This is a genomic window from Streptomyces yaizuensis (assembly GCF_034961445.1).
Classification (GTDB): Bacteria; Actinomycetota; Actinomycetes; order Streptomycetales; family Streptomycetaceae; genus Streptomyces; species Streptomyces yaizuensis.
This window is the reverse complement of sequence record NZ_BSBI01000001.1, coordinates 485,843-501,180: the sequence shown is the minus strand read 5'-3', so window position 1 is coordinate 501,180 and position 15,338 is coordinate 485,843. Positions and strand designations below refer to the sequence as shown.

The window sequence follows — 15,338 nt, the reverse complement described above, 5'->3', positions numbered from 1 at the left end:
GGTGTCACGCCTTGATCAGTCCGGCGTCGTGCAGGGCGTCGGCGGCGGCGGCGACGGTGTCGAACGGCAGCCCGGACCGTTCGGCCACGTCCAGCAGCCCGTGCTCGCCGTCGGCGAGGCTGAGCACCCAGAGCATCGCCATCTGGGCCTGCTGGGCATCGCTGCGGCCGCCGAGGGACGCGTAGAGCCCGCGCCGGCCCAGCTGGGGTTCGCCGTAGGGGCTGAGGTTGACGTAGCGCCGGTTGCGGTCGAGGACGGCGAAGGCCTCGCGGCAGACCGCGAGGGTGTCCTCCATCGCCTGGGGGGTGACGAAGTCCGGGTTGTCCGCCGAGGTGTGGTACTCGGGGTAGCCGGCGTACGGGGTCCGGCTGAGCGAGCCGACGCCGAGGTCGAACCCGGGTGAGCAGTACTGCCGCTCGTCGTAGCCGTACGGGGTGAACTCGGCGATGTGGTGCGGGCGGTCGGAGGCGAGCAGCACATGCCGCATCACCCGGTCGATCTCGGCGTCGCCGCGTCTGCTCCGCTTGTAGGTGAGCGAGCCCGCGTCGCCGGCGCAGGCCAGCACCAGGCCGTGTTTGACCCGCTCGATCCGTTCCGCGTTGCGGGCCAGCCAGGTGATCGCCCCGATGGTGCCGGGGGCGAAGATGAACCGGTAGGTGTAGTACGGCGTCCGCTCCGCGAGCGCCCGGGCCAGGAAGACGGCCACCGCGATGCCGGCCAGGTTGTCGTTGGCGAGCGACGGGTGGCAGACATGGCAGGAGACGATCACTTCGTCGGGGACCTGCCCGGGGACCACGTGTTCGGCGTAGGTGAGGTGGCCGTCGGTGAGGGTGGAGTCGACGCGCACCTCGTAGTCGCCGTCGGGCAGCGCGTCCAGGGTCTCCTGGGCGAGGCAGAACCCCCATCGGGGCTGGTAGTAGCTGGTGCGGTACGGCACCCAGGTGGGGTGGTCGGGCAGGGTGTGCAGATGTGCGCGCAGCTCGGCCAGGGGCATGGTCGCCGACACCGGCACGCTGTAGCCGAGGACGTGCAGGCTGGACGCGGCGAAGTCGACGACCCGGTGGCCGGCGCTGTCGGCGATGTACGCGTCCTCGATGTTCCACTCCTGGGGCACCGTCCAGTCGAGGACCTGCGTCCCGGTCGGCACCTCGTGCACCTGGAGGGGGATGTACTCGCCGACGATGTCCAGGGTGGCGCGGACACCGTTGCCGGTGATGCTGCGGCAGAGCGGGTAGAGCCGCTCCACCAGCGTGTGCATCTCCTCCCCCGCCGTGGTCATCGGCGCCACCGCAGGGTGTCGTCGACGGCGCCGGTGTCGGACGCGGAGCGCAGCACGGCCAGCCGGGTGAAGCGCCGGTCGAAGTCCTCCTGGGTGAGCCCGTGCCCGCGGTAGGCGTCGGCGAGTTCGAGGGCGCCCCGTTTCACCGTCCACGCGCAGTCGAAGCCGGGGATCGCCGTACGGAACCGGGCGAAGTCCACCCGGTAGGAGCGCGGATCGGCGCCGTTCTCGCCGGTGATGTTCACCTTCGAGCCGGACACCGCCTCGGCGACCTGTTCGGCGATCTCGGCGACGGTGACGTTGTTGGTCTCGCTGCCGATGTTGAACGCCCGGTCGTGCACGGCCTGTCGGGGCGCGGTCAGCGCGGCGGTGAAGGCCTGTGCGATGTCGGCGGCGTGGACCAGCGGGCGCCAGGGTGTGCCGTCGGAGAGCACCAGCACCTCGCCGGAGAGCAGGGCGTGGCCCACCAGGTTGTTCAGCACGATGTCGGCGCGCAGCCGGGGCGAGAAGCCGAAGGCGGTGGCGTTGCGCATGTACACCGGGGTGAAGTCGTCGTCGGCCAGCGCGTGCAGGTCGTCCTCCACCCGCACCTTGGACTCGGCGTACGGCGTGACCGGGCGCAGCGGGGCATCCTCGGTGACGAGGTCGTCGCCGCCGGCGGCGCCGTAGACGGAGCAGGTCGACGCGTACAGGAACCGCTTGACTCCGGCGTCGCGGGCCAGCCGGGCGAGGTGGACGGACGCGTGGTGGTTGATGTCGTAGGTGAGTCCGGGCGCCAGCGATCCGAGCGGGTCGTTGGAGAGCGCGGCGAGGTGGATCACGGCGTCGACGCCGGCCACGTGGTCGGCCGTGACGTCCCGCAGGTCGACGCGGTGTCCCTCGGGGTCGGCGGGCGCGGGGCCGAGTACGCAGTCGGCGAAGAGGCCGGAGTCGAGGCCGGTGACCTCGTGTCCGGCGGCGGCGAGGACCGGGGCCATGACGGTGCCCAAGTAGCCCTGATGTCCGGTCAGTAGGACGCGCAAGGTTCATTCCCCCAGGTCGAGAGTGAGTTTGGTGACGGCGAACGCCTCGGCGTAGCGCGCGTGGCATTCGATTCCGCGGATCCGGGCGAGGCCGAGGAAGGCCTCGCGGTCGTACCAGGGCCGGTGCCGCTGCGAGGGGTAGTGCTCCTGGAGCAGCCGCACCTTCTCTTCGGCTGTCTCCGGGGGCAGTGGCTGGTACGCCGACGGGCGGCCGAGGTCGCCGTCCCATTTGACGATCTCGTAGCCGAGGACGAGGTGGTCGCGGAACGCGGTGGGCATCAGCCGCGCCAGGCCGCGGTGGTCCTGGTGGGCGTCGTCGGTGCGCGGGGCGAGGACCAGGTCGGGATCGGTCTGCGCACGCAGCTCCTCGACGGCGGCCTTGGCCTCCTCCCAGTGTGCGGGCAGCCGGCCGTCCGGCAGCTTGAGCACGGTCAGCCGCAGGTCGGCGCCGGGGCAGAAGGCGGCGAGCGCGGCCCGCTCCTCCTGCTCCCGGTCGCTGCCGCCGCCGGAGAGCACGAGCGCGTCGACGCGGATGCCGGGCCGCGCCCGGCACAGCGTCAGCAAGGTGCCGCCGGCGCCGATGGCGATGTCGTCGCAGTGGGCGCCCACCGCCGCGATCCGCTCCAGGCGCCCGGTGGTGAGCCGGATCATGCGCCCACCCCGGCGGCGTCCCGTTCCCACACGGCCCACGGGCGTTCGCCCCGGGCGTAGGCGGTGTCGAGCGCGGCCCGTTCCTTCACGGTGTCGGTGGGCTTCCAGAAGCCGCGGTGCTGGTACGCGGAGAGCCGGCCGCGCTTGGCGAGCTGGGCGCATCCGTCGGCGACGAGGTCCCCGCCCTCGGGGATGTGGTCGAAGACCTCCTGGCGGAGGACGAAGTAGCCGCCGTTCTCCCACAGCGGCATGTCGCTCACCGCGGTGATGCCTCCCACCAGGCCGTCCTCGCCGAGGTCCACGCAGTGGAAGGAGGACTGCGGCGGTACCACCATCATCGAGGCACCGGCGTCGCGCCGGGCGAACTGGTCGACCATCTCGGGCAGCGGGGCGTCGGAGAGCACATCGGCGTAGTTGGCGAGGAACATCTCGTCGCCGTCCAGGTGGTGCCGCACCCGGCGCAGCCGCTCCCCGATCGGTGACTCGATGCCGGTCTGCGCGAACGTGATCGTCCAGTCCGCGATGTCGGTGGAGAGCAGCTCGGTCCGCCCGCCCCGCAGCACGAAGTCGTTGGACGTCGTCTCCTCGTAGTGGAGGAAGTAGTCCTTGATGTGGTGGGCCCCGTAGCCGAGGCACAGGATGAACTCCCTGTGCCCGAAGTGCGCGTAGTAGCGCATGACATGCCAGATCAGCGGCCGGGGGCCGACCATCGCCATCGGCTTGGGCACGTCGTCGGAGGTTCCGTTGCGCATCCGCATCCCGTAACCGCCGCAGAACAGGACGACCTTCATTCCGTGACCTCTTTCATGCGCTGACCTCGACGATGCTCAGTTCCGGGATGGGGAAGACCAGCCGGCCGCCCCACTCGTGCACAAAGGACAGCTGCTCGACCAGCTCGGCCCGCAGGTTCCAGGGGAGGACGAGGACGTAGTCCGGCCGGTCTGCGGCTATCCGCTCCGGCGGCAGGATCGGGATGCGGGTGCCGGGGGTGAACCTGCCGTGCTTGTAGGGGTTGCGGTCGACCGTGTACGGGAGCAGATCGGGCCGGATGCCGCAGTGGTTGAGCAGGGTGTTGCCCTTGCCGGGGGCGCCGTAGCCGACGACCGTCTCGCCGCGCTCGGCCGCCTCGATGAGGAACCGCAGCAGGTCCCGGCGGACCTTGGCGACCCGGGCGGAGAACTCGGTGTACCCGGACAGCTCCTGGAGACCCGCGGCCTTCTCCCGGTCCAGTACGTCGGCCACCCGCCGGCTCTGCTCGCCCGCCGCCTCGGCCGGCCGGGCCCACAGCCGGATGGAGCCGCCGTGCGTGGGCAGCAGTTCCACATCCACGAGCGTGAGCCCGCCGCTCGCCAGCGCCCGGATCGCGGACGCGACCGTGTAGTACTGGAAGTGCTCGTGGTAGATGGTGTCGTACTGGTTGTCCTCGATCAGGGTCAGCAGGTGCTGCACCTCGATGGAGACCCAGCCGTCGTCGGCGACCAGGGAGCGCAGCCCCCGGGTGAAGCCGACCACGTCGGGGATGTGCGCGTACACGTTGTTGGCGACGACCAAATCCGCCGGGCCGTGCTCGGCGCGGACGGCCGCGCCGGTGGCCGGGGACAGGAACTCGGTGAGCGTGGGCACGCCCGCGTCCCGTGCGGTGGCGCCGACGTTCACCGACGGCTCGATGCCCAGGCAGCGGATTCCCCGCTCCACCACGTGTTTGAGGAGGTAGCCGTCGTTGCTCGCGACCTCGACCACGAAGGAGTCGGGGCGCAGGCCCACCCGCGTGGCGGCGTCGGCGACGAACGTGCGCGCGTGCTCCACCCAGGAGGTCGAGAAGGAGGAGAAGTAGGCGTACTCCTTGAACGTCTCCTCCGGCGTGATCAGCGGAGGGATCTGTGCCAGCCAGCAGTCGGTGCAGACCCGCAGGTGCAGCGGGTACGCCGGTTCCGGCTGGTCCAGTTGGTCCGCGGCGAGGAAGCTCTCGCACGGCGGGGTCGCTCCGAGATCGACAACGCTCGCCAGCGCCGTCGAACCGCAGAGTCGGCATCCTGTCATCTACTGCCCCCATCCCTGCCCGCGCGGGTGCCCCGCCGCGAGCCCGTGTTCCTGTCCCCTGCCGGCGGCGGGCCGTCCCCGCCGCCCGGCCGGCCCGCGATCGCGGTCCGGTACCCCTCCATCAGGCGCTCCAGCCCGACGGCCGGGCTGAAGCCCTGTTCGTAACGGCGCCGGGCCGCCTCGCCCATCTCCCGGTTGAGCACCGGATCGGCCGTGATCCGGCGCAGATGGGACGCGAGCGGGGCGGGCTCGCCCGGCTGGTGCAGCAGCCCGGTCGCGCCGTCCTCGACGAGTTCGACGAAGGCGCCGTGGCCGGCGGCGAGGGCCGGGACCCCTGCCGCCATCGCCTCCACGACCACCAGGCCGAACGCCTCCTGCCAGGTCGAGGGCGCCACCACGGCGACCGACCGCGCGATGGCCCGCCGGCACTCCTGTGCGTCGTACAGGCCGACGCAGCGCACGTCGTCCCGGCCCGCCGCCCAGGCGGTCACCTCCCGCTCCAGCGGGCCCGCGCCGGCGATCACGAGCGGCACGCCCACACCGCCGTCCGCGGCGATCTCGTCCCACGCGGCCATGAGCACCCGTACGCCCTTGGCCTCCGCGAGCCGGCCCAGATAGAGCAGATGCTCGCCGTCGCCCGAGCGGCGGACGTCCGGGTCGGGCACGAAGTTGTGCTTCACCGCCAGCCGCCCGGCGGGCATGCCGGCCCGTACCAGGATGTCGCGCTGCGCGGCGGAGATGCAGAAGAACCGCTCCACGCCGGACCACCACCGCCGCCGGTTGACCGACAGGCTGACCGCGAGCGGCACCGTCGCCGGCCGGGAGTCGCGGTAGCAGCCGTGCCGGACGGCGGGCAGCGGCGTCGACCCGACGCACTCGGTGCACGGCCGGCCGTCCCGCCGGAGCGTGCCGGGCGGGCAGATCTGGGTGTAGTTGTGCAGCGTGGCGACGGCGGGCACCCCGGCGTCGGCGCAGGCAGCCAGCACCGCGGGCGACAGGAGCGGGAAGACGTTGTGGACGTGGACCACGTCCGGCCGATCGGCGCGGAGCCGGGCGGCCAGCTCCCTGCGGACCGCCGGGTTCCAGGGCACGAGCAGCGGCACCGCGACCTTGCCCGGCAGGGACCGGGCGGCGATGTCGTCGCTGCGCCGCTCGAACAGGTCGACCCGGTGGCCGGCCGCGCGCAGCAGCGCCACCTCCTGGTCGACCACCTTGTTCTCGCCGCTCGGCTGCCCCGAGGAGTAGCGGTTGTGCACCACGAGGATGTGCATGTTCAGGTCACCTCCGATCCAGGGGTCCGGCGCGGGGTACGTCGTCGGGGGGCCCACGGCACCGGGCGGGGCGGGGCCGGGGCGGGCGTTGCCAGCAGCGAGGCGGCCACGGCCAGGTGCAGCAGATACGGGGAGGCGTCGCCCAGACCGGCCTCGGTGTACGACGCGATCGCGCAGTAGCTGACGAGGAAGATCGCGCAGGCTCTCGGCAGGGAGGGCGGCCGCAGCAGCGCGACCCCGCCGAGCACGATGATGGCCGCCGCCACGAGGGCGGTGCCGGTCAGCCCCTGCTCGTGGTAGACGGCCAGCCAGCTGTTGTCGATGGGCAGCCCGCCGAACGACTTGTCGCCCAGGCCCACGCCGAACAGGTACTCCGAGGTCGACCGGGGGGCCGCCAGCAGGGCGTCCCAGACCTTGGCCCGGCCGGTGAGGTTGGAGAAGTTCTCCTGACTCTGCCCGCGCAGGAACCACGCCTGGAGCGCGGAGCTGAACGCCACCGCGGCCACCACACAGACCAGTACCGCCCAGGTGAAGAACCGGCGGGCGGCGGCGCTGGTCAGGATGAGCGAGCCGATCGCCAGTGCCAGCCCGATGAGCAGGCCGAGTGTGGCCGTGCGGGTATGGGTCAGCGCGAGCAGGACGAGGGAGGGCACGATGACGACCGCCGCGCTCGTCCGGTCGGTCCTGCGCCCCAGGAGGAGCAGCGTGGTGAGCCCGATGATCACGGCGGCGTACTGTCCGATCTGGGGCGGGGTGAGCGGCCACAGCGCGCCGACGAGCCGCCCGCCGTAGACCTCGGGCAGGGCGGCGCCCGGTGAGATGACCGCGCCGGCGGCGACCGACCCGAGCACCGCGAAGTACATCCGGATGTGGTGCCGGACGAACGTCGGGCTGCCGTCCCACCAGCGGCTGAGCAGCCACAGCGTGCCGACGAAGAGCCCCAGGCGGGTGCAGCGGAACAGCGCGCCGAACCCGGACTCCAGCTGCATGCTGGAGATCACGCTCGGCACCAGCAGCAGGGTGAGCAGGAACAGGTAGGCGCTGGGCCGGATGCGCAGACGGAGATTGAGCGCGAGCGCCAGCGCGAACGCGGCGACCAGGGCGCCCATGGTGACCATCTGGATGAGGGAGCGGGGCAGCGGGATGATGGTCTTCGCCCCGGCGGAACCGAGGGTGTTGAGGATCAGCAGCCCCCAGACGATCCCGACCGCCTTCGGGGTGGTGGCGGGGCGCGGTCCGGCGCCGGGCCGTTCGCCCGGGGTGCCCGCCGGGCCGGCCGTGTCCGCCGCGTCCCTCGCGTCCCTCGCGTCCGTCGCGTCCGTCGCGTCCGGGCCGCCGTGCCCGGTGTCCTTGCCCATCTCAACCACCGGCCCGTGGGTCGAGGGTGCTGCCCGCGTCCTGCTGGTAGGGCGTGACCTGCCACTGTCCGAAGTCGAGCACCCGGCTCGGGTCGTGGGCGACGAACTTCCACGGTCCGAGATAGTCGTTGTCGTACCAGCGGTTGTGCTGCTGGTGGGTGATCGCCCGGGACACCCGCTCGCCCTGGTACGGCGACCAGTCGGGATAGGTGCCGTAGTTGGCGAGCACGGCCATGCGGTCGCACTTGACCGTGCATCCGACGGCGGACTTGTCCAGGACGAAGCGGTTGTCGTGGATCTCCACCCGCTGGGTCTTCCACCGGCAGTCGGCGTAGAGCGGTGCGGTGGCGATCCCCGGCCGCGCGCAGCGGTCGGCGCGTGGCACCAGCAGGGTGCAGTTCCCGGAGGAGGTGTTGGCGGGGCTGTTGCAGAACCGGTCGGCGTTCTCCCACAGGGTGATCCCGGACCAGTTGTCCTCCAGCACGTTCCGATAGATCTCGATCTTGTCCGTGCGGGCCCGGATCCGTGGTTCGCCGCCGGCCTCGGACAGATAGACGGTCGCGTACGGGAAGCTGTCGCCGCGGTCGGCGTATCTGCGGCCCTCGACCCGGTTGTTCCGCCGGATCGTGTTCTTCCGGATGACCGCGTTGTAGCTGGTCTCGTAGATCAGCGCGGCCCCGTCGTTGGCCTCCAGCACATTGTCCTCGATGCGGAAGTCGTTGTTGTTGGTGTCCGCCCACAACCCGGCTCCGCGGTTGTCGTGCACCCAGTTGCCGCGGACGTCGGCGCCGTCGACCTCCCAGAACTTGACGCCTCCGGTGCAGCCGCAGCCCGGCTTCCGCCGCTCCCAGTCGTCGGTGTTGTTGGCGGTGATCTCGTTGCCCTCGACCACCAGGCCGCCGATGCGGCCGGCGGCCTTGTACGCGTTCATGCCGTACTGGCCGTTGCCGCGCAGACAGCTGGCGCGGACCCGCTGGCGGGCACCGGCCATCAGTCCCGCGCCGGAGTTGTACTGGATCTTCGCGTGCTCGATCACCCATCCGTCGGCCGAGTCGTGGTTGACCACGCCCTCGTTGTGGGGGGCGACGAATCCCTGCACGGTCAGATGGCGGATGGTGACATCGCGGGCGGCGCCCCCGAACGCGTACTGGTTGGTCCGCCGGCCGTCGAGCACCGCGCCCGGCGCCCCGAGGTAGCGGTTCCCCTTCTTGGGGACGACCTGGGAGTAGCGGCCCGGTTCGAGCCGGTGCTTCCCCGGGCGGAGCCAGAACGTGGTGCCCGGAAGGCTGCTACGGGTCTTTTCGGCCAGGTCGCCGACCACCGCCGGGTCGACCGTCACCGCGCCCGCCGGTGCCGTCGCCGGCCCGGGCACGGTCCTGGCGCACACCCGGGCCACGGACGTGGACGCCGCGCCGGCGGGCTCCGCCGGGGCGTCGTCCGAGCCCACACAGCCGGTCGCCAGGAGGGCCGGCGCCACCACCGGCACCGCCCACTTCCGCCAGGTGATCCGCACGCGTCCTCCCCTACGGCCTGTCGCCGAACCTGAGCACGGTGGTGAACTCCCCCGACGGCCCGGTGCCGTCGGCGAAGCCACCGCCGACCAGCGTGGTGGCGGGTTCCTTGCGCCCGAAGCCGGCGGAGTACCAGCCCAGCGGCGGGTCGCTCGCGCCGCGATGGGCCCGCCACTCCAGCTGTCCTGGCAGGTCGAGCACCGCGGAGCGGTCCTCGCCGTCCCGGGTCCAGGTGAGCCGTGCCCGGTTCCCCGCCAGGTCCGCGGAGATCGCCGGCCCGAGGTGGAACGCCAGGCGCGCGGCCCGGCGCGGGCCGCTCACCTCGTCGGTGATCCGCAGCTCCCCGGTCGCGGTGTCCAGCTCCACCCGGCGGCGGTGCACCGAGCCCTGGTAGCCATCGTGCTCGGCGCACCAGCGGGCCGTGTTCCCGCCGGTGGTGTCGGCCACCAGGACGCGGCTGCGGGCGTGCCGGGTCCACAGGAACGGGCCGCCGGAGCCGGACTGGTCACCGCCGTCCAGCTCCAGGGTGTTGTGGCCGATGGTCGACCGGAAGTACTGCCGCCACTCGGGCTGCCCGTGGTAGCAGTACGTCCCCGGGTCGGCGAGGATGTCGACCCCGTCGTGCCGGACCTCCACGGACAGGGCGTCCGCGTGGGCGTGCGCGGCGATGGAGAGGAAGCCGTGCGGGCCGCCGTCGCAGCGGCACCAGATCTCCCCCGGGCCGCGCAGGACGGTGAGCCCCGCGTCGGCGAAGTGGGCCGGCCGGCGCGCCGGGCGGGTCACGGCCGGTGCGGCCGCGACCCGCGCGTACGGTTGGACGAGCGCGGCCAGCAGCGGGGTGCGGACATCGGTGCCGGTCACCTCCGGCCACCAGGGGAGCCGGCCGAACACGGCGTCCCCGGTGGCCAGCAGCGAGGCCCAGCGGTCGGTGCCCGCGCCGTCCACGACCAGGCCGTGTCCGTCGTCCGCGTCCCCCTGGCGGGGCGGCCGCAGCCGGTTGTCCACGACGGCCGCGAGCGCGTCGGTCATGCGCAGCAGCACCAGCCGGACGGTCGCGGGGACCGGCACGCGGGCCGCGTCCGCCTCGGCCACGGCGGCCAGGCCGAGTTCCAGCACCAGCCCGTGGTACTCGGTGGCCAGCTCACGGTTGAGGCCGGAGCGGAAGGTGTTGCTCCGTAGCTGCCGGTCCAGCGACCGCAGTGCGTCGGCCCGCCACCGCGCGGACGCGGGGAACCAGGCGAACGCGCAGGCGGCGGCGGCCTGTCCGGCGGCCTCGGCGATGATGTGGTTGTTCGCCGAGGATCCCCGGCTGGGGAAGGCGGCCAGCCAGCGCTGGTGGTGCCAGATCTGGTGGCGGGCCCGGGGGTTGTCCTCGAACAGCGCGGCCGCGCCCGGCCAGCCGTCGAGGAGCCGGCGGATCCACACCCAGGACAGCAGCCGGATGCCCAGCTCGATGCCGCTGATCCAGTGCGCCCCGCGCAGCGGCGGGTTGGCCGCCCACCACGACCGCAGGTGCGCGGCCACCCGCTCGGCGTACCGCTCGTCCCCGGTGAGGGCGTAGGCGGTGGCGAGCACGGTGAGGTGGTGGTGCCGGGACAGCTCCCAGATCTGCTTGATGTCCCCGACCGCCTCTTCGTCGCGGTACGGCACGTCGAAGGCATGGCTCAGCGGGGCCCGGCGCCCGGTCTTCGGGTCGTGGAACCAGTCCGGGTCCACCAGGTCGTCGCGGTCCACGCCGAAGAACACGGCGTGCCCGTCCATCAGCCGGTCCGCGTCGGCGACGAGACGTTTCGCGGCGTCCGGCGGCACCGCCGCGATCGTCCCGGCGGGCAGGACGGCGGTGAACCGGGCGCCGGTCACGTCCGGGCCGGCGGGCGGCGCCGACCGCCACCGCCGTCGGCGTACGGCGTCGACCGCCCGGCCGCCGACCTCCCGCGGCCCCATCCGGGACAGCCGCCGCAGATACCAGCCCGCGCCCCCCGGGATCGCCGTCACTGCGTCCCCGCCAGGGTCACCGGCGCGCCGGAGGCCAGGCCGGCCTGCACCGCGAAGGTGGCCGCCGTGGTGGCGACCAGCGACTCCAGCGGCACCGGCATCGGGCCGCCGGTCCGCACGGCCTTGATGAACGCGGCCAGCTCGGCGGACTGGCCCTTGTCCCGGGCCTTGGGCAGCCGGGAGCTGACCCACCGCTTCTGGCCGTACACCGAGGCACGGACGAAGTCGTCGAGCCGCAGCACCTTGCCGTCCGCGACGAGGTCCAGCGTCTCCTTGGGGAAGCCGGCCGAGCCGGTGGTGACATAGCTGAGGGTGGCGGTGGACCCGTCCGGGTAGTGCAGCACGACCTGGAGGTCCTCGTTGCCGGGCGGGGCCACGGCGTACACCGCGACCGGGTCGGCCCCGAGCAGCCAGCTCGCCGTGTCGATGAAGTGCCCGCCCTCGCCGGCGAACCGCGAGCCCTCGGTGCCCTGCCGGAGGTACCAGCTGCCGTGCTCCAGGCGACCCGCGTTGACCAGGTAGCGCAGGCTCGCCGGACCGGTCCGGGCGCCGAACCGCTTCCTGGCCTCCCGCAGCAGCGGGGCGAAGCGCCGGTTGAAGCCCACCTGGAGCCGGTCGTTGCCGGACTCCTCCACCGCCGCGAGCACACCGGCGAGTTCGTCCTCGCCGAGCGCCAGCGGCTTCTCCACGAACACCGCCTTGCCCGCCAGCAGGGCCTTCCGGGTCAGTTCGGCGTGCGAGCTGTGCCGGGTGACCACGAACACGGCGTCGATGGACGTGTCGCCGAGTACGGCGTCGAGATCGGTGGTCGCCCCGGCGAAGCCGAACTTCCGCTGCGCGTTGGCCGCGGACAGCGCCGTCGTGGTGACGACGGTCGACAGCTCGACGCCGTCGCGCCGGGCCAGGTGCGGCAGCAGCATCGACGTGGCGTAGTTCCCCGCGCCGACGAACGCCAGCCGCACCGGCCCCTGGACGGGCCGGGCCGGGGTGGTCGCCTTCCCGTCGCGCCGCTTCACCGCGGGCACGGCCACCGCCGGGGCCTGCGCCCCGGTCGTGCTCTCGGTCGTGTTCCCAGCCGGGTCCGCGGTCGTGTCCCTGTCGGGGCCGGGGTACCGGAACAGCACGGCCACGGCCTTCAGGTCGCCGTCCTTCAGCCGCCGGTAGGTGTCGACGGCGTCGGCGAAGTCGGCGGTGTGGGAGACCAGGGGCTCCACGTCGACGCGGCCGCGGGCGGCGAGGTCGAGGAAGCACGCCAGGTTGCGGCGCTCCGTCCAGCGCACATAGCCGATCGGGTAGTCGCGGCCCTCCAGCTCGTACGCCGGGTCGTAGCGCCCGGGACCGTAGCTGCGGGAGAAGCGGACGTCCAGCTCCTTCTCGTAGTACGCGTTCCACGGCAGGTCCAGCCGGCACTTGCCGATGTCGACGACCCGGCCGCGGTCCCGGCTCAGCCGGGCCGCCAGCTCGACGGGCTGGTTGCTGCCGCCGCCGGCCGCCAGGTACACCTGGTCCACGCCGTGACCGCCGGTGAGTTCGGCGACGGCGGCCTCCACGGCGGCGGAGGAGGGGTCGCCGCAGGAGGCGGCGCCCAGCCGCTCGGCGAGTTCGCAGCGCACCGGGTCGGGGTCGGCGCCGACGACGCGGACGCCGGAGGCGGTCAGCAGCTGCACCACCAGCTGCCCGATCAGCCCGAGGCCGATGACGAGCGCCACCTCGCCGAGTTGCGGCTCGCCCTGGCGGACGCCCTGCAACGCGATCGAGCCGACGGTGCCGAAGGCCGCGTGCTGCGGCGCGAGGCCGTCCGGGACCGGGGTGTAGAGGTTCTTCGGCACCCAGTTCAGCTCGGCGTGCAGCGCGTGCTCATTGCCGGCGCAGGCCACGAGGTCGCCGGCCTTCACATCGTCGATCCCGGCGCCGACCTCCTCGACCACCCCGCACAGCGAGTAGCCCAGCGGTGTGTAGGAGTCCAGCTTGCCCATCACCTTGCGGTAGGTGGCGGGGACCCCGTTGGTGGCCACGCTCTGCACGACCTTGGCCACCTGGTCCGGCCGGGAGCGGGCCTTGCCCAGCATCGACATGCCCGCCTCGGACACCTTCATGAGCTCGGTCCCGGTGGAGATCAGCGAGTACGCGGTACGGACCAGCACACCGCCCGGCTTGCACCCCGGCACCGGCACGTCGAGCAGCGCCAGCTCGCCGCTCTTGTAGTTCTGCACAACCTGTTTCACCCGAGCTCCTCATTTGTTTCCACGCTGTCGGCACGGTCGGCACGGTCAGCGCTGTCAGGCCGCCTCGCTCCGGCCGGAGCCGGAGGTCGCGCCGCGATACCAGTACTCAAGGGTCAGCACATGCCACAGATGCTTGGAGAAGTCCTGCTGCCCGGCGGCGTCCTCGGCGACGAGCCGGGCCAGCGCGTCGCGGCGCAGGAACCCGGAGCGGACGAGTTCGCCGTCGTTGACCACCTCGCGCACCAGCGGTGCCAGATCCCGGCTCATCCAGGCCCGCAGCGGGGCGCTGAACAGGCCCTTGGGCCGGTAGACGATCTCCCGGGGCAGAATCGAGGTGGCCGCCTCCTTCAGGACGGCCTTGCCCTGCCGTCCGACGATCTTGCGATCGCCGGGCACCGCGAACGCCGCCTTCACCACCTCGACGTCCACGTACGGCACCCGCACCTCGGTCGAAGCGGCCATGCTGGAGCGGTCCGTGTAGGCGAGGTTCAGGCCCGGCAGGAACATCCGGGCGTCGCCCAGGCACATGCGGTTGACGTGGTCGTCGAGGTCGTTGTCCGCGTAGACGTCCGCGTGCTCGGTCAGTACGTCGTCGACCGTCCCGGCCAGGTCCGGATCGATCAGGGCGAGCAGTTCGCCCCGGTCGTACATGGTGTAGCTGCGCCGGAACGCGGTCTCCTCCGGCAGGTCGGCGAAGGAGAGGAACCGCTTCGCGAAGCGCACCGACCGGTAGCCCCGGCGGGATGTGGCGACCGGCAGCCGGCCCACGGCCCCGGACACACCGCGCCGCAGCGGCCGCGGGACGCGCTGGTAGCGCAGCGCGAGCCGGTTGGCCAGGTGCTTGCGGTACCCGGCGAACAGCTCGTCGGCGCCCATCCCCGACAGCATCACCTTGACCCCGGCCTCCCGGGCGGCCGAGCAGATCAGGAAGGTGTTGATCGCGGCGGGGTCGCCGATCGGCTCGTCCAGGTGGTAGGTCATCCGCGGCAGCAGGTCGAGCACGTCCGGGGCGATCTCGATCTCGTGCAGGTCGACGCCGAACCGCTCCGCCACCTGCCGGGCGTAGCGCAGGTCGTCCGGCATCGCCTCGAACCGGGCGTCCTCGGCGCGGAACCCGATCGTGTACGCGGAGATCCCGGGCCGGTCGCGGGCCGCCAGCGCGGTCAGATAGCTGGAGTCGAGACCGCCGGAGAGGAAGGTCGCCACCGGTACGTCGGAGAGCAGATGGTGCCGGGTCGACTCCTCCACGATGGCGGCCAGGTCCGGCAGTTCGCCGCCGCGGGCCCGCTCCCGGCCCTCGGCCGCGATGTCGCGGAGGTTCCAGAACCGGCCGCGCTCCACCCGGCCGTCGGGCCGGCACCGCAGCCAGCTCCCCGGCGGCAGCTTCTCCGCCTCCCGGAACGCGCACCGGGAGTCCGGCACCCAGTAGTACAGCAGCGAGGCCACCAGCGCCGCGTGGTCCACCTGGAGCGTCCCGCCGGTGGCCGCGGCGAGCGCCTTGAGCTCGGAGGCGAACGCCAGGCCCGTACCGCGCCGGAGCAGGAACAGCGGTTTGATGCCGAGCTGGTCGCGGGCGAGCACCAGCTCACCGGTGCGCTCGTCGAAGACCGCGAACGCGAACATGCCGCGCAGCCGGGGCAGGCAGTCCGTGCCCCAGCGGCGCCAGGCCTCCAGCAGCACCTCGGTGTCGGAGGTGCCCCGGAAGCGCACCCCCGCGGCGGCCAGTTCGCGGCGGAGTTCGGGCGCGTTGTACAGCTCGCCGTTGTAGGTGAGGGCGAGGCCGCCCGAGACCATCGGCTGGGCGCCGGCCTCGGACAGGTCGATGATGGCCAGCCGGCGGTGCCCGAGCTGCACTTCGCCGTCGCCGGTGGAGTGGCTGTACCGGCCGGCCCCGTCCGGACCCCGGTGGGCGAGGACATCGGTGAGCCGGTCGGTGACGGCCTTTCCGTCCGGCCATCGGTAGGTGCCTGCGATGCCACACATGGT

General features: G+C 72.8%; 11 protein-coding genes. All 11 read right to left on the bottom strand.

The genetic code is table 11. The annotated features are described in order from the left end of the window. Positions 1-4: 4 nt before the first annotated feature. From SYYSPA8_RS01805 to asnB, 11 genes are read right to left on the bottom strand one after another with little or no spacing between them, the layout of a single operon-like run. Positions 5-1,279 carry a DUF4910 domain-containing protein gene (locus SYYSPA8_RS01805; protein ID WP_323445089.1) on the bottom strand — a complete coding sequence of 425 codons (1,275 nt, stop codon included), beginning with the start codon at positions 1,277-1,279 and terminating at the stop codon, positions 5-7. Continuing rightward, positions 1,276-2,301, bottom strand: a complete 1,026-nt coding sequence (locus tag SYYSPA8_RS01800; RefSeq protein WP_323445088.1) for an NAD-dependent epimerase/dehydratase family protein — start codon at positions 2,299-2,301, stop codon at positions 1,276-1,278. Before SYYSPA8_RS01800 ends, SYYSPA8_RS01805 begins: the two co-directional genes overlap by 4 nt. A 3-nt stretch (positions 2,302-2,304) precedes the next feature. Continuing rightward, entirely contained in the window at positions 2,305-2,952 is a 648-nt protein-coding gene (locus SYYSPA8_RS01795) for a PIG-L deacetylase family protein (protein ID WP_323445087.1), read from the bottom strand. Next, positions 2,949-3,743 carry a sugar phosphate nucleotidyltransferase gene (locus SYYSPA8_RS01790; RefSeq protein ID WP_323445086.1) on the bottom strand — a complete coding sequence of 265 codons (795 nt, stop codon included), beginning with the start codon at positions 3,741-3,743 and terminating at the stop codon, positions 2,949-2,951. Before SYYSPA8_RS01790 ends, SYYSPA8_RS01795 begins: the two co-directional genes overlap by 4 nt. Before the next feature lie 13 nt (positions 3,744-3,756). Further along, positions 3,757-4,992: a class I SAM-dependent methyltransferase gene (locus tag SYYSPA8_RS01785; RefSeq protein ID WP_323445085.1), complete on the bottom strand. Its 1,236-nt coding sequence runs from the start codon at positions 4,990-4,992 to the stop codon at positions 3,757-3,759. Then, positions 4,989-6,263: a glycosyltransferase gene (locus tag SYYSPA8_RS01780; protein ID WP_323445084.1), complete on the bottom strand. Its 1,275-nt coding sequence runs from the start codon at positions 6,261-6,263 to the stop codon at positions 4,989-4,991. The genes SYYSPA8_RS01785 and SYYSPA8_RS01780 overlap by 4 nt, the downstream gene beginning before the upstream one ends. A gap of 2 nt (positions 6,264-6,265) precedes the next feature. After that, on the bottom strand, positions 6,266-7,621 hold the full coding sequence (locus SYYSPA8_RS01775; RefSeq protein WP_407705882.1) for an O-antigen ligase domain-containing protein: 1,356 nt from the start codon (positions 7,619-7,621) through the stop codon (positions 6,266-6,268). Position 7,622: 1 nt separating this feature from the next. After that, positions 7,623-9,134: a right-handed parallel beta-helix repeat-containing protein gene (locus SYYSPA8_RS01770; RefSeq protein WP_407705881.1), complete on the bottom strand. Its 1,512-nt coding sequence runs from the start codon at positions 9,132-9,134 to the stop codon at positions 7,623-7,625. 10 nt (positions 9,135-9,144) lie between these two features. Then, on the bottom strand, positions 9,145-11,076 hold the full coding sequence (locus SYYSPA8_RS01765) for an alginate lyase family protein (protein WP_323445501.1): 1,932 nt from the start codon (positions 11,074-11,076) through the stop codon (positions 9,145-9,147). A 47-nt stretch (positions 11,077-11,123) separates the two neighbouring features. Then, positions 11,124-13,352 (bottom strand): bi-domain-containing oxidoreductase, encoded by a 2,229-nt coding sequence (locus SYYSPA8_RS01760; RefSeq protein ID WP_323445082.1) that lies wholly within the window; start codon positions 13,350-13,352, stop codon positions 11,124-11,126. Between the two features lie 54 nt (positions 13,353-13,406). Beyond that, the gene (gene asnB / locus SYYSPA8_RS01755) at positions 13,407-15,335 is read right to left on the bottom strand and encodes an asparagine synthase (glutamine-hydrolyzing) (RefSeq protein ID WP_323445081.1); all 1,929 of its coding nucleotides are present in this window, start codon (positions 15,333-15,335) and stop codon (positions 13,407-13,409) included. Positions 15,336-15,338 lie beyond the last annotated feature (3 nt).